Here is a 13,572-nt window from a genome sequence, read left to right on the forward strand (position 1 = left end):
TTATATGTTAATGCTGTTTTTTTATATTTTTAGTTCATCAGCAAGTTTTTCTAATGTATTTCGATCTTTTATATAATATGTTCGGCCTTCTTTTCTTAAATAATTTTGTTGGCAAAACTGATTTAATACATATAAAAGATGACGGTAGCTGACATTTAAATATTCCGAAGCCTCGGTATGCTTTTCTATATAACAATTATTTTGCTCTGTTAATAAAATAAAAGCAGCTAATCGATTTTCAAAAGGATAACTATAGTTTTTTGCGTAATTTTCAGTGCGAGTAATTGTCTTTTCTCCAATAAATTTACATAAGTGCTGTAAAAACGTTGCATCTTGTAATAAAAGTTGCTGACAATCTTTAAGAGGAAGTGCCAAACACACACAATCTTCTAGTACTTCAACGGACTTAGTAATATTTTCTACTCCTATTAATCCTAATTCCCCGATAAAAGATGGTGCTTGAATAAAATTAATTAATGAAACCTTCCCGTTTTTATGACTCATATATATTTTGGCTCTCCCAGAAATTAAGTAATAGAGATAAGGGAGAGCATTTCCTTCACTACATATCATCTCTTTCGTTTGAAAAGAATGCAGCTCTACATATGGCAAGACATGAAATGAAAATAGGGTATGGAATTGATGGATTCGCATGTATTGATAAATTTCTTCCTCATTTTTGCTGATTTTCATATTTTCACCCCTATGTATAGTATGAGATATCTCCTATTATCTTTACAAGAAGGAATGATACGATTTATGTAAATTTGTTTTTGTAGAAAAGAGAGTGTGATGAATTTATGAAAAAATATAAAACATTGTTATTTGATGTAGATGATACATTACTAGACTTCCAAAAGGCTGAAAAAGTGGCTTTACGGGTACTTTTTGAAGAGAAGGGAATCCCTTTAACAGATGAGATAGAGGCTCGTTATAAAAAAATAAATAAAGGTCTTTGGGATGCTTTTGAAAAAGGTGAACTATCACGCAATGAAGTTGTAAATACACGATTCTCTCTGTTGTTTAAAGAGTATGGAGAAGAAGTAAATGGAATATTATTCGAAAATAATTATCGTAACTACTTAGAAGAAGGAAATCAACTCATGCAAGGTGCATTTGAATTTATAAATCAAATTCAAGGGGAGTATGAGTTGTATATAGTGACAAATGGTGTTTCTAAGACGCAAGATAAACGTTTGCGTAATGCAGGGTTACATTCATTGTTTAAAGATGTTTTTGTTTCGGAAGATACAGGTTTTCAAAAGCCGATGAAAGAGTATTTTGATTATGTTTTTGAACGGATTCCTAACTTTGCACCTGAAGAAGGGCTGATTATTGGGGATTCATTAAGCGCTGATATTAAAGGTGGATATGTAGCGGGAATTGATACTTGTTGGTTTAATCCAGAAAGGAAATTAAATGATAGTGGGATTATACCGACATATGAAGTGCATAATTTTGAGGAGTTAGAAGCGTTATTGAAGCAGCATGTGTAATAAAAAAATAGACAGTGGAGCTTTCGTCTACACTGTCTATTTTTGTTAATTTGTATTTTCGTTATGTTTTGGGAGTGGAAAGGCATTCCCAATAGCAGCTGCACCAAGCATTGGCAATAGTAAATTAAGCGGGAAAAACATAAGTAATAGCAATGTAATAGCTATTGGCTTTCGTAACGCATAGCTCGAAATTGCTGTCGTTACGATAGCAACGGATGCTACTGGATCTATAGGAAGAATAGATGCTATAGCGTATCCAATACTTGATCCGGAAAATATAATTGGGAATATATGTCCACCCCGCCACCCTGTGTTCAAACAAACGGCAGTAATACACAACTTTAAAATCCCTGAAAGAAGTAGTATCCAAAAAGATAAATGGCTCCATTCAACAACTAACTCTTTTAATTGATGTTCCCCTGAAAATAATGTGTACGGAAGAAAAGTTCCTGCAATTCCTAATAAAATGCCACCGATAATTCCGAGTGTCAGCTTGTATTCTCTAAAAGGGTGAATGAACTTTTCTAATGTGAATTCTAACTTGAAATAAAAGAAACCAACTATAGCGCCGATACTAGCAAGTGGAAGAAATGCAATCCATTCATTGAAAGAAAGTGCACCTTCCCCGAAATCAACAATAAAGGATCCACGATTATCAAGTTTACTCAGTAGTAAATAAACAGAAAAACCTGCGAAAGTAGTAGCTAAGTATACAATTGCCTTTTTTCCTTTAGAAAAAGCAGCAATTTGTTCCCCCTCATTTTCATTCGGTGCTAAATAACCGAATAATGGTGCGTTAAAAATGACACTTAAAGTAGCGCCAATTCCGATCTCGGTTAGCTCATTCATACCCTTTAAGGCAAATTTAAAGCGATCCCCTACCCATGTGCACAGTCCGCCTATAATTCCAACTAGTGCGGCTTCTGGACCAAGACTAGCTCCGAAAATTAAAACAATAATCGCTGTTAAAGTAGCCTGATGGACAAAGCGATATTCGATTCGACCAGTTTTTTTATATTCAGCCATTACTTCAGGCATAAGGCGTGGATATATACCGAAATATTTTTGTGATAGACCAACGAGGACCCCGCCAATTATTGTTACGCAAAGGGTGTAATAAGAGGGATAAGAGAGAACTTCAGGCAAGTATCCCCAAATAAAGTGGATTCCAATATTTATTGTGACTAAAAATAACCAGACTGTAGCTCCTACTATAGATCCTAGAAGAATGCCATATAGAGCAAGTATGTACTGCATATCTTTTTTATTTGTCATGTTATACCTCCGTTATGTAAATCTTAGTAGGGAAAAAAGTGAAATATACTAGTGAAAAATGGATTGAATATATATAGTATCTTTTTGAGAAGATGGCCTATTCAACATATAGGCTAACTTTTGGGGAATTTGAATTTATAGGTTAAATTACTTATTTAATTTTATAGACTGATTTGAGGTTTTTAAAGGTCTTTTTTGAAATAGACTAGAATATATTTCTTTTGTTGCTTTATATGAAACTGTTAACATTTATTTTAGAACATTCAGAAAAACTGTTTGACATTAGGAAATTATTGCTATAAAATCAACGGTAATTGCATAGTCTTATCAAGAAAAGGTGGAGGGACAGGCCCGATGAAACCTTGGCAACAGCCGTATAACGGAATTGTGCCAAATCCTGCAGGTGGTAATCCTGAGAGATAAGAAAGAGCCTTTAGAGCGTGTTTTCAAACTGCTCCTTTCTTGTTTTCAGGAAAGGGGCAGTTTTTTATTTTGTATAAAAGAAAGGAGAATGAGAGATGGGAGAATCATGGGGAAAAGGAACAATTTGTGTGCAAGGTGGCTATACGCCAAGGAATGGTGAACCACGTGTTTTACCACTTTATCAAAGCACAACGTATAAATACGATACTTCGGATGATTTAGCAGCTCTATTTAACTTAGAGGCAGAAGGATATATTTATACACGTATTGGAAACCCTACTCTAGCAGCATTTGAGCAGAAGTTATCAGATTTAGAAGGCGGTGTAGGAGCTGTTGCAACGGCTTCTGGGCAAGCAGCTATTATGCTCGCAGTTTTAAATATTTGTAGTAGTGGAGACCATTTACTTTGCTCTTCAACTGTTTACGGGGGAACGTTTAATTTATTTGGGGTGAGTTTACGTAAGCTTGGCATTGATGTTACGTTCTTTAATCCAAATTTAACGGCAGATGAAATCACGGCGCTTGCTAATGACAACACGAAACTTATCTATGCAGAATCGTTAGGAAATCCAGCGATGAATGTTTTAAATTTTAAAGAATTTTCAGCTGCCGCTAAAGAATTAGAGGTACCTTTTATCGTTGATAATACATTAGCAACTCCTTATTTATGCCAGGCGTTTGAACATGGGGCAAATATTATTGTTCATTCTACGACGAAGTATATCGATGGGCATGCGAGCTCCTTAGGCGGTATTGTAATTGACGGTGGAAACTTTGATTGGACAAATGGAAAGTATCCTGAACTTGTTGAACCAGATCCAAGTTATCACGGTGTAAGTTACGTTCAAAACTTTGGTGCAGCAGCGTATATTGTGAAAGCACGTGTTCAGATATTAAGAGATTATGGAAATTGTATGAGTCCATTCAATGCATATATTAGCAATATTGGCTTAGAAACATTGCATTTACGAATGGAACGTCATAGTGAAAATGCTCTTGCAGTTGCTAAGTGGCTTGCTAATCATGAACGTATTGAATGGGTGAATTATCCAGGCTTAGATAGTAATGAAAATTACTCATTAGCACAACAGTACTTGAAAAAAGGTGCTAGTGGTGTTTTAACTTTCGGTATTAAAGGCGGATTAGAAGCAGCAAAAGAATTTATCGCAAATGTAAAACTAGCAACTCTTGTAACGCACGTAGCTGATGCACGAACTTGCGTTATACATCCTGCTAGTACGACGCATAGACAATTAAATGCTGAAGATCAGCGTTTAGCGGGTGTTACATCTGATTTAATTCGTTTATCGGTTGGTATAGAAGATGTTTCTGATATTATTGCAGATTTGGAAGCAGCTCTAGTTGGAGGCAAAACACATGCCGATCATAATTGATAAAGATTTACCGGCTCGCAAAGTGTTGCAAAAAGAAAATATTTTTGTAATGACGAAGGAGCGGGCAGAAACACAAGATATACGTGCTTTAAAAATTGCTATATTAAATTTAATGCCAACGAAACAAGATACAGAGGCGCAATTACTTCGCTTAATTGGAAACACACCGTTACAATTAGATGTTCATTTGCTTCATATGGAATCACATCTATCGCGTAATGTAACGCAAGAACATTTAACAAGCTTTTATAAAACGTTTCGTGATATTGAAAATGAAAAGTTTGATGGGCTCATTATTACAGGAGCGCCAGTGGAGACCCTTGCTTTTGAAGAGGTAGATTATTGGGAAGAGCTTAAACATATTATGGAGTATTCAAAAACGAATGTAACATCTACGCTCCATATTTGCTGGGGGGCACAGGCTGGCTTGTACTATCATTATGGTGTTCCAAAGTATCCCCTTAAGGAAAAAGTGTTCGGTGTATTTGAACATGAAGTTTGCGAGCAACATGTGAAATTATTACAAGGATTTGATGAATTGTTTTTTGCTCCGCATTCTCGTCATACAGAAGTACGAGAGAATGATATTAGAGGAGTGAAAGAATTAACATTGTTAGCAAACTCTGAAGAAGCAGGTGTTCACCTTGTTATTGGGTCAGAAGGAAGGCAAGTGTTTGCCCTTGGACATAGCGAATATAGTTGTGAGACGTTAAAACAAGAATACGAACGAGATCGTGACAAGGGATTAAATATTGATGTGCCAAAAAACTATTTTAAACATAATAATCCAGATGAAAAGCCGCTTGTTAGGTGGAGGAGTCATGGTAATTTATTGTTTTCTAATTGGTTGAATTATTACGTGTATCAAGAAACCCCTTATATATTGTAAAGAAAGATTGTGTAACACGTGGCAACGTTTTCCTTGTAAAGATTAACCTTTATTTTTCCGAATGTTCAAAATACATTGTTTTTCAGATTTTTTACTCATATAATTTCATCTAAACACAATTTTTGAGGGGTGGACAGTACTATGAAAGAAATTCAAGTTGGGTTATTAGGTCTTGGGACAGTTGGCAGTGGTGTGGTTCGTATTATTACGGATCATCAAGAACGACTCATACACCAAGTAGGTTGTCCAGTGAAGGTAACGAAAGTATTAGTGCAAAACATTGAGAAAGAGAGAGAGGTAGAGGTACCTTCTACTCTATTAACACAAGATGCAAATGAAATTTTAGATAATCCAAATATTGATGTTGTTATTGAAGTGATGGGTGGCATTGATGATGCAAAATCATATATTTTACAAGCTTTAAAAAGCGGAAAGCATGTTGTAACTGCAAATAAAGACTTAATGGCATTACATGGAGCTGAATTATTAGCGACAGCAAAAGATAATAAGGCTGATTTATTCTATGAGGCGAGTGTGGCAGGGGGAATTCCAATTTTACGCAGTATCGTAGAAGGACTTTCTTCAGATCTTATTACGAAAGTAATGGGAATTGTAAATGGAACAACAAATTTTATTTTGACGAAAATGTCAGACGAAGGGAGAGCATATAACGACGTGTTAAAAGAAGCCCAACAACTTGGATTTGCAGAAGCAGATCCAACATCAGATGTAGAAGGTTTAGATGCAGCAAGAAAAATGACGATTTTAGCTACCCTCGGTTTCTCTACAAATGTAGAGCTTGGAGATGTGAAAGTAAAAGGTATTACCTCTATTACAGAGGAAGATATTGAATACAGTAAGAGCTTAGGTTATACAATTAAATTAATCGGTCTTGCAAAACGAGATGGTGAAAAATTGGAGGTTACAGTTGAACCAACTTTACTTCCAAATACACATCCTCTTGCAGCAGTACAAAATGAATATAACGCTGTGTATGTGTACGGTGAAGCAGTTGGGGAAACGATGTTTTATGGACCAGGCGCAGGAAGTTTACCGACAGCTACAGCTGTTGTTTCGGATTTAGTTGCTGTAATGCAAAATATTAGATTAGGGGTAACAGGAAATAGTGCTGTAGTCCCACAATATCAAAAAGTATTAAAAGAGCCAGACGAAATTGTCGTGAAAAAGTTTTTAAGACTGCATGTAAAAGACGAAATTGGTGTATTTGCAAAAATTACTTCATTGTTCTCTGAGCGCGGAGTTAGCTTTGAGAAAATTATTCAAATGCCGCTTGAAGAGAAAGGAAAGGCTGAAATTGTAATTGTAACGCATCGTGCGTCTCTTGCTGATTATGATTATATTCTACATACGTTGCAAGGGTATGAAGAAATAGATTGTTTGAAAGCGAACTATCGAATTGAAGGGGATGCTAAGTAGTATCTCTTACCATAAAACAGAAAGAGCCTATTAAGCAGCTTGCTTAATAGGCTCTTTTCTATTTAAAATCTGCGTACCAACTTGAATAAATGCTTGGATAATCCAGCCTGTTGTAAAAGATAAGATGATTGTTCCAAAATAGATAGGTCCATCTAATAAAAAGCTTAACGTTAAAAATAAAAAGGCTAATGAAATCTCTGTTCTTCTAAACGTCCATTTTTTCTTCTCGGCAACCGTTAAAACGAAAGCTTCTTGAGGCGCTGCACAAAGGTTTGTAGAGACGTAAAGACCAATTCCAGCTCCAACGAATAGATTTCCGCAAATAAGTGTTATATATTTTGGAAGAGAGCGGATAGCGTCCATAATAGTTGTAATGGAACCAATCCAATCAACAAAAAGAGAAATAAGAACCATCGTTACAATTGTACCGATTGTAATTTGTTTTTTATTCCAAAAGAGTACGATAAGTGTAAAGGCAAAGTTAATCATGAAAATCCAAAAACCAATACTTATCCCAAAATTTTGATATAGTGCAATAAAGAAGGAATCATAAGGGCTAAGTCCAAAGGAAGTAATTGTCGTCATCATATTAATACCGATGGCAAGAATGAGTAAACCGCCAATGAAAAATATATATTCTAATTTGAATCGAAGCATAGTTGTATATCCTTTCTAAATGTATTTGCTAGGAAAGGATATATTGTGGAAAGCTTACCAGGTCAAGGGAGAATTTTTGTGAAAAGGGGAAAATGAGATGACAAATATAAGAAAGATTGCTGAACTTGCTGGAGTATCTGTTTCAACTGTTTCACGTGTACTAAATAATCATCCGTACGTAAATGAACAGAAACGAAAAGAAATTTTAGCGATTATAGAAGAATTAAATTACACGCAAAACGTGAATGCAATTCATTTAGTGAAAGGAAAAACGAATGTAATTGGCGTTTTATTGCCACACGTAAATGATCAATATTATAGCGCTATTATCGAGGGGATATCAAAAGAGACAACAAAGAATAATTATAATATGATGCTTTGCCAGACGAATTATAGTGAAGAAAGAGAACTAGAAATTTTGAATATGTTAAAAATGAAAAAGCTTGATGGGGTTATTATTTGTTCTCGGACAAATAGTAAGGAGAAGCTTGAAGAATATACGAAATTCGGCCCGATTGTTATGTGTGAAGAAATAGATTCAAAATGCATTTCAAGTGTACATATCGATTACTACAAAGTATTTTCACGTGGGATGAAAAGCTTAATAGATGCCGGTCATACACGTATTGGATATTGTATTGGAAGAAGTAATAGTGTTAATAGCCAAAGACGAAAGAAGGCGTATGAAGATTCGCTTCAACAGAGTATCGTAACACCGTTAGAGACCTGGAAATTTGAAGGTTGTTTTACAGTGGAAGATGGACGCAATGTAATTAGAGAATGGGCTCATATGTCAGTAAAACCGACAGCGTTCCTTGTATCTTGTAACCATATTGCAGCGGGGATGGTTACAGAAGCAAAAAAACAAGGAATTCGTATTCCAGAGGATATTACGATTATCGGGTGTGATGATCAAGAGGTGGCAGATATATTGGGTATAACGACGATTTCGCATTCTAGTAAAAACGTTGGAGTAAAAGCGTTTGAATTATTATATGAAAAGATTAATGAAGAGAAATTAGATGTGAAGCATATAGAGTTATTACCAGAGTTAATAGATAGAGAAACGACATAATTGAGAAGGTGTGAAAATCGCTTTTCAAAATTTCGTTTGGTATAATTATGGACAATCTATGAGGGCTAAAAGGGGTTTTGATATGAGATCAAAAGTAGTAAAAGTAATTCTACTCATTACAATTGCATCTTTCTGTTTATTTGCATATGGCTTTGTTTCAGGTGTAAATGATGTATTAAATCCGAAAGCTTCAAATTTAATTAAAAAGACCGATGTAGTGGCAAAAGAGAAAAAGAAAACGGGAACGTTACAAATCGTTAGTTTAGGTGATTCATTAACGCGTGGCGTTGGTGATAAAGAAGGAATTGGCTATGTTGGGCGAATGAAAGAGGATTTACAAAAAGATTATAAGCAAAAAATTGCATTAACAAATTTAGCAGTTAGTGGTGCAAAAATGCCCGATTTATTAAAACAAATTGAAAGTAATGGCGCTCAATATTCAATTAAGCAAGCAGATGTAATTGTGTTAACGATTGGTGGAAATGATTTGTTCCCAGGCTGGGAATCACTTGGGAAAATAGATTTAGAGACGTATCGTCCTGACACAGAGACGTTTCAAAATGAAGCAAAGAAAATTATAGAAGAAATTCGTAAATTAAATACAGATAGTCCGATTTTTTGGCTTGGTTTATACAATCCTTTTGAAGATGTAGAAGATTTAAAAGGGTCTTCAAACATTGTTGTGGACTGGAATGCATCTTTAGAGAAATTAGCGCTAAACGATAAAAATGTGTATATTACACCGACATTTGATTTATTCCAAAACCGCGGGAAAGATTTATTATACTCTGATCATTTTCATCCGAACGAAGTAGGTTATACGTATATGGCAGAACGTTTAGTTCAAAATGTTGTAAGTAAATTAAAACTAGAACAAGGAGGGGTAAAATGACGACGATACTTTCCGTACGAGACTTGAAGAAGGTAATTGGAAAGAAGACTCTTGTAGAGAATATTTCCTTTGATGTAAAGCAAGGAGAAGTGTTCGGGTTCCTAGGACCAAATGGTGCTGGGAAGACGACTACCATTCGAATGTTAGTCGGATTGATTAAGGCGACAGAAGGTAAGATTTCTATCGGTGGTTATTCGATTAAGGAAAACTTCAGAGAAGCGATGCGTCAAATTGGGAGTATCGTTGAAAACCCAGAGTTGTATACATATTTAACAGGATGGGAAAATTTAAAGCAATTTGCTCGTATGTTAGGTGATATATCAGATGAACGTATTATTGAAATTGCTGAAATGGTTCATTTAGATGAAAGAATTCATGACAAGGTAAAAACGTACTCACTTGGTATGAAACAACGCCTTGGAATTGCACAGGCGCTCCTTGGGAATCCGAAATTGCTCATATTAGATGAGCCAACGAATGGTTTAGATCCAGCAGGGATTAGAGAACTTAGGGAATTTATACATAAGCTTGTGAAAGAAGAAAATATGAGCGTGTTTATTTCAAGTCACTTGCTAAGTGAAGTGCAAATGATATGCGATCGCGTTGCTATTATTCATAAAGGAAAGATGATAACAGTTGCCAAGGTTGAAGAATTAATTAAAACAGCAAGTGATCGTGTAGAATGGATTGTTACACCGATTTCTAAGGCGAAAGATATGCTAGAAGCGGCCGAGGAAATAAGAGAAGTGAGTGTAAAAGGCGAGCGATTACTATGCCGCATGGATATTGCATCTATAAGTAGTTGGAATAAAAAATTTGTAGAAAATGAAATAGATGTACATAGCGTTAAGGAGCTTGTATTTACGCTAGAAGATTTATTTATTGAACTCACAAGGGGTGAGCAGCATGCGTGAATTTGCGAATCTAGTTTTAAATGAATCAGAAAAGATTTACCGCAAGAAACGTATTTTTGTTGTCATGCTTATTTTAGCAATCTTGATCCCGCTTTTTGTGTACGCGCAGTATCGTGAAATAGAAACGACACAAAAAAGACTCGGTACAACTGATTGGAAGGTTTCATTGCAACAGCAAATTGTTGATTCTCAGAACCGGTTGAACAATTCTAGGTTGCCAGAAGAATGGCGTGATTGGTTAAAGGTAAGAGTTGAGCAACAACAATATTATTTAGATCATGATATTAATCCGATGGCACCGGGTGCACCGACTTTTGTCAGAGCATTTATTGAACAAGGAATTACATTATTTATTCCGCTTCTCGTAATGATTGTCGCCATTGATATCGTTTCAGGAGAACGAAGTGATGGGACGATGAAGATGTTACTTACGCGGCCGATTCGGCGCTGGAAAATACTCCTTAGTAAATACGTGACGATGTTATTTTTCATTTCGCTCATACTGTTTCTTGTAGGTTTGTTTGCTTACATATTATCAGGGCTTGTATTTGGGTACTCGGGATGGAATTTACCTGTTTTAACAGGATTCGTCATTGATAAGGAAACGTTAAATACGAACTTTGTACATCTTATTCCGCAGTGGCAATACATCTTAATGGCGTATGGACTAGCCTGGTTTGTTGCTATCGTTGTCGGAACTATATCATTTATGGTCTCTGTTTTAATTCGTAATACACCAGCTGGTATGGGCGTTATGCTAGCTGCATTAATTGCAGGCGGTATTTTAAGCTCGTTCGCAACATCTTGGGAAGGCGCCAAATATATTTTTAGTGTGAATTTATCATTAACGGATTATTTATCAGGAAAATTACCTGCATTACAAGGTTTATCGATGGGATTTTCTTTGATGAATTTAACTGTTTGGGCAGTTGTTTCTCTTGTTATTTCGTTCGTAGTATTTACAAGACAGGATATGGTGAATTAATTAGACAGGAAGTGACAGTATGGAAAATGTTTTAAAGAATGATTGGGAGCCACTATTGGCACCAGAATTCGAGAAAGAGTATTATCTTACTCTATCCAGTTTTTTGACAGAAGAATACAGCACGCATGTTGTTTATCCGAAGGTAGAAGATATTTTTAACGCTCTTCAGTATACAAGTTATGAAAATACAAAGGTTGTCATTTTAGGGCAAGATCCATATCATGGACCGAATCAAGCGCATGGTTTAAGCTTTTCTGTGCAACCTGGTGTTAAAACACCACCGTCATTGTTAAATATGTATAAAGAACTTCGAGATGAATATGGTTATGAAATCCCGAATAACGGTTATTTAGTAAAATGGGCGGAACAAGGAGTATTATTACTAAATACCGTATTAACAGTTCGTCAAGGCGAAGCAAATTCTCATAAGGGAAAAGGATGGGAGCACTTCACAGATCGTGTAATTGAACTGTTGAACGAACGTGAAAAGCCAGTTATTTTCATATTGTGGGGGCGCCATGCGCAGGCGAAGAAGAAATTAATTACGAATCCGAATCATCATATTATCGAATCTGTACATCCAAGCCCATTATCGGCAAGACGTGGTTTCTTTGGTAGTAAGCCATATTCTAAAATAAATACTATTTTAGCTAATATGGGCGAAAGAGAAATTGATTGGGAAATTCCAAATTTATAAATAGAAAAGGTAGTTAACAGTTGTTAACTACCTTTTTATTATCATTATTGCTCGTTCTTTAATTTTGCATCTAGTACAAAAGTACCAAATGGGATAACTGATGAAACGAATGCTCCAAGTGCCCATAAAATTGATTTACGGTGTACGATTGTTACTTGAATTACTGCAAAGATGAATAGAATAAACAGAACACCATGAGCCATGCCTGTAATTTTAACAGCTGTTGCAAATCCTGCGAAATATTTCAATGGCATTGCTACAAATAATAGTAATAGGAAAGAAATACCCTCAACTAGTCCAATTGCTCTTAATCGTCCGATTGGTGTAGATAACATAAAGTAGCCTCCTTTAACGTATGCTTGTATATAGTAAATTTGTATTCTTTTTCAAAATAAAATAGTCTATTTTGTTTCATTATATACAAAAAGAAAGTTTACACTACGAGAATAGTGCAAAGTTCAAAATATAGTCACAAAAGCATGAGAATTTAAATAAAAACCTATTTGAAGTATTTGACTTCAAATAGGTTTTGTGAATGAAAATATTAAACAAGTACATCCGTTTTTAAAACGAATTTCTCTACAACTTTTGCAACACCATCGTTCATATTTGTATCTGTTACGTAGTTCGCAATTTCTTTAATATCATCAGGCGCATTGCCCATTGCAACGCCAAGACCAGCAAATTCAATCATTGCTTGGTCGTTATAGCTATCGCCCATTGCGATAACTTCTTCACGCTTAATGCCAAGCTTTTGAATCAGTTTGTTTAAGCTCGTTCCTTTTGTAACACCGGCTTCAGTAAATTCTAAGAAGAATGGTTTCGAACGCATCACGCTTAATTGGCCTTCTAGTTGTTGTTGAAGTTTCTTTTCAACTTCAACAAGGCGTTCAGCTTCTTTATTCATTAATACTTTTACTACAGGCTCTTTAACTGCGGCTTTAAAGTCATCTACTACAACAATTGGCATACCAGTAATATCGCCCTCAATTTCAGTATAAGGATTATTTTCTTCCGTTACGATATCATCGCCCATATAAGTATGAATCCATACATCTTCAGTTTTACTAATTTCAAATAGGTTGTGAACGATTTCAGGAGATAGTGTACTACTAAAGATTTCTTCGTTTGTTTTACAGTTAATAATTTTTGCGCCATTAAAAGATAGAATGAAACTGCCGTATTCTTCTAAGCGAAGTTCTTTGGCTACATTGCGCATACCAAACGTTGGACGTCCAGAAGCAAGTACAACCTTTACCCCTTGCTCTTGTGCAGTCATTAACGCTTCTTTCGTACGAGGTGAAATAGTATGGTCATCACGTAATAAAGTATCATCTAAATCTAAAACAATCATTTTATAAGTCATATAGAAAATTCCTTTCTTTAATTGAAATCAAAATACATGTTCATGAAGATGTTGAGGAATAATAGTAAGACA

The 13,572-nt window shown here is 35.4% G+C and carries 14 protein-coding genes and 1 riboswitch; of the genes, 9 read left to right on the top strand and 5 right to left on the bottom strand.

What is annotated here, in order from left to right; translation table 11 throughout:
* Window positions 1-21: 21 nt before the first annotated feature.
* Window positions 22-693 (bottom strand): transcriptional regulator YeiL, encoded by a 672-nt coding sequence (locus ACTFRM_RS21835; protein WP_006921968.1) that lies wholly within the window; start codon window positions 691-693, stop codon window positions 22-24.
* A gap of 107 nt (window positions 694-800) precedes the next feature.
* Between ACTFRM_RS21835 and ACTFRM_RS21840 the strand changes: the two genes are divergently transcribed.
* The gene (locus ACTFRM_RS21840; RefSeq protein ID WP_000760196.1) at window positions 801-1,496 is read left to right on the top strand and encodes a YjjG family noncanonical pyrimidine nucleotidase; all 696 of its coding nucleotides are present in this window, start codon (window positions 801-803) and stop codon (window positions 1,494-1,496) included.
* A 45-nt stretch (window positions 1,497-1,541) separates the two neighbouring features.
* On the opposite strand, the gene ACTFRM_RS21845 is transcribed toward ACTFRM_RS21840, so the two are convergent.
* Entirely contained in the window at window positions 1,542-2,771 is a 1,230-nt protein-coding gene (locus ACTFRM_RS21845; RefSeq protein ID WP_000182471.1) for a chloride channel protein, read from the bottom strand.
* A gap of 321 nt (window positions 2,772-3,092) precedes the next feature.
* Window positions 3,093-3,197: riboswitch (SAM riboswitch) on the top strand.
* Window positions 3,198-3,289: 92 nt separating this feature from the next.
* Between ACTFRM_RS21845 and ACTFRM_RS21850 the strand changes: the two genes are divergently transcribed.
* The 3 genes from ACTFRM_RS21850 to ACTFRM_RS21860 all read left to right on the top strand — a co-directional run bounded on the left by ACTFRM_RS21850 (window position 3,290) and on the right by ACTFRM_RS21860 (window position 6,914).
* A complete protein-coding gene (locus ACTFRM_RS21850) occupies window positions 3,290-4,588 on the top strand; it encodes a bifunctional O-acetylhomoserine aminocarboxypropyltransferase/cysteine synthase (protein WP_049106883.1) in 1,299 nt (432 codons plus the stop codon).
* Window positions 4,572-5,477 (top strand): homoserine O-acetyltransferase MetA, encoded by a 906-nt coding sequence (metA, locus tag ACTFRM_RS21855; RefSeq protein ID WP_006921973.1) that lies wholly within the window; start codon window positions 4,572-4,574, stop codon window positions 5,475-5,477. The genes ACTFRM_RS21850 and metA overlap by 17 nt, the downstream gene beginning before the upstream one ends.
* Before the next feature lie 141 nt (window positions 5,478-5,618).
* A complete protein-coding gene (locus ACTFRM_RS21860; protein ID WP_000659109.1) occupies window positions 5,619-6,914 on the top strand; it encodes a homoserine dehydrogenase in 1,296 nt (431 codons plus the stop codon).
* Window positions 6,915-6,944: 30 nt separating this feature from the next.
* On the opposite strand, the gene ACTFRM_RS21865 is transcribed toward ACTFRM_RS21860, so the two are convergent.
* Window positions 6,945-7,571, bottom strand: a complete 627-nt coding sequence (locus ACTFRM_RS21865; protein ID WP_000943411.1) for a YczE/YyaS/YitT family protein — start codon at window positions 7,569-7,571, stop codon at window positions 6,945-6,947.
* Window positions 7,572-7,668: 97 nt separating this feature from the next.
* Between ACTFRM_RS21865 and ACTFRM_RS21870 the strand changes: the two genes are divergently transcribed.
* The 5 genes from ACTFRM_RS21870 to ACTFRM_RS21890 are packed head-to-tail and all read left to right on the top strand — an operon-like array spanning window position 7,669 to window position 12,134.
* Entirely contained in the window at window positions 7,669-8,646 is a 978-nt protein-coding gene (locus tag ACTFRM_RS21870; RefSeq protein ID WP_440043597.1) for a LacI family DNA-binding transcriptional regulator, read from the top strand.
* Between the two features lie 10 nt (window positions 8,647-8,656).
* Entirely contained in the window at window positions 8,657-9,538 is an 882-nt protein-coding gene (locus ACTFRM_RS21875) for an SGNH/GDSL hydrolase family protein (RefSeq protein WP_002022849.1), read from the top strand.
* On the top strand, window positions 9,535-10,452 hold the full coding sequence (locus tag ACTFRM_RS21880; RefSeq protein ID WP_000207708.1) for an ABC transporter ATP-binding protein: 918 nt from the start codon (window positions 9,535-9,537) through the stop codon (window positions 10,450-10,452). The genes ACTFRM_RS21875 and ACTFRM_RS21880 overlap by 4 nt, the downstream gene beginning before the upstream one ends.
* Window positions 10,445-11,437, top strand: a complete 993-nt coding sequence (locus tag ACTFRM_RS21885; RefSeq protein WP_001206477.1) for an ABC transporter permease subunit — start codon at window positions 10,445-10,447, stop codon at window positions 11,435-11,437. The genes ACTFRM_RS21880 and ACTFRM_RS21885 overlap by 8 nt, the downstream gene beginning before the upstream one ends.
* A 19-nt stretch (window positions 11,438-11,456) precedes the next feature.
* Window positions 11,457-12,134 carry a uracil-DNA glycosylase gene (locus tag ACTFRM_RS21890; protein ID WP_000432519.1) on the top strand — a complete coding sequence of 226 codons (678 nt, stop codon included), beginning with the start codon at window positions 11,457-11,459 and terminating at the stop codon, window positions 12,132-12,134.
* A gap of 44 nt (window positions 12,135-12,178) precedes the next feature.
* On the opposite strand, the gene ACTFRM_RS21895 is transcribed toward ACTFRM_RS21890, so the two are convergent.
* Both ACTFRM_RS21895 and ACTFRM_RS21900 read right to left on the bottom strand, forming a co-directional pair.
* The gene (locus ACTFRM_RS21895) at window positions 12,179-12,469 is read right to left on the bottom strand and encodes a DUF3817 domain-containing protein (RefSeq protein ID WP_000953395.1); all 291 of its coding nucleotides are present in this window, start codon (window positions 12,467-12,469) and stop codon (window positions 12,179-12,181) included.
* A gap of 209 nt (window positions 12,470-12,678) precedes the next feature.
* Window positions 12,679-13,500 carry a Cof-type HAD-IIB family hydrolase gene (locus ACTFRM_RS21900; protein ID WP_000221387.1) on the bottom strand — a complete coding sequence of 274 codons (822 nt, stop codon included), beginning with the start codon at window positions 13,498-13,500 and terminating at the stop codon, window positions 12,679-12,681.
* Window positions 13,501-13,572: the final 72 nt, after the last annotated feature.

This window comes from Bacillus cereus group sp. MYBK227-1 (genome assembly GCF_051916325.1).
GTDB classification, from domain to species: domain Bacteria; phylum Bacillota; class Bacilli; order Bacillales; family Bacillaceae_G; genus Bacillus_A; species Bacillus_A cereus.

Excerpts from the sequence above, each read along its gene's own strand:
- ACTFRM_RS21890 (WP_000432519.1), top strand. The coding sequence starts at position 11,457 with ATGGAAAATGTTTTAAAGAATGATTGGGAGCCACTATTGGCACCAGAA.
- ACTFRM_RS21865 (WP_000943411.1), bottom strand. The coding sequence starts at position 7,571 with ATGCTTCGATTCAAATTAGAATATATATTTTTCATTGGCGGTTTACTC.
- ACTFRM_RS21840 (WP_000760196.1), top strand. The coding sequence starts at position 801 with ATGAAAAAATATAAAACATTGTTATTTGATGTAGATGATACATTACTA.
- ACTFRM_RS21835 (WP_006921968.1), bottom strand. The coding sequence starts at position 693 with ATGAAAATCAGCAAAAATGAGGAAGAAATTTATCAATACATGCGAATC.
- ACTFRM_RS21895 (WP_000953395.1), bottom strand. The coding sequence starts at position 12,469 with ATGTTATCTACACCAATCGGACGATTAAGAGCAATTGGACTAGTTGAG.
- ACTFRM_RS21885 (WP_001206477.1), top strand. The coding sequence starts at position 10,445 with ATGCGTGAATTTGCGAATCTAGTTTTAAATGAATCAGAAAAGATTTAC.
- ACTFRM_RS21845 (WP_000182471.1), bottom strand. The coding sequence starts at position 2,771 with ATGACAAATAAAAAAGATATGCAGTACATACTTGCTCTATATGGCATT.
- ACTFRM_RS21860 (WP_000659109.1), top strand. The coding sequence starts at position 5,619 with ATGAAAGAAATTCAAGTTGGGTTATTAGGTCTTGGGACAGTTGGCAGT.
- ACTFRM_RS21870 (WP_440043597.1), top strand. The coding sequence starts at position 7,669 with ATGACAAATATAAGAAAGATTGCTGAACTTGCTGGAGTATCTGTTTCA.
- metA (WP_006921973.1), top strand. The coding sequence starts at position 4,572 with ATGCCGATCATAATTGATAAAGATTTACCGGCTCGCAAAGTGTTGCAA.
- ACTFRM_RS21880 (WP_000207708.1), top strand. The coding sequence starts at position 9,535 with ATGACGACGATACTTTCCGTACGAGACTTGAAGAAGGTAATTGGAAAG.
- ACTFRM_RS21900 (WP_000221387.1), bottom strand. The coding sequence starts at position 13,500 with ATGACTTATAAAATGATTGTTTTAGATTTAGATGATACTTTATTACGT.
- ACTFRM_RS21850 (WP_049106883.1), top strand. The coding sequence starts at position 3,290 with ATGGGAGAATCATGGGGAAAAGGAACAATTTGTGTGCAAGGTGGCTAT.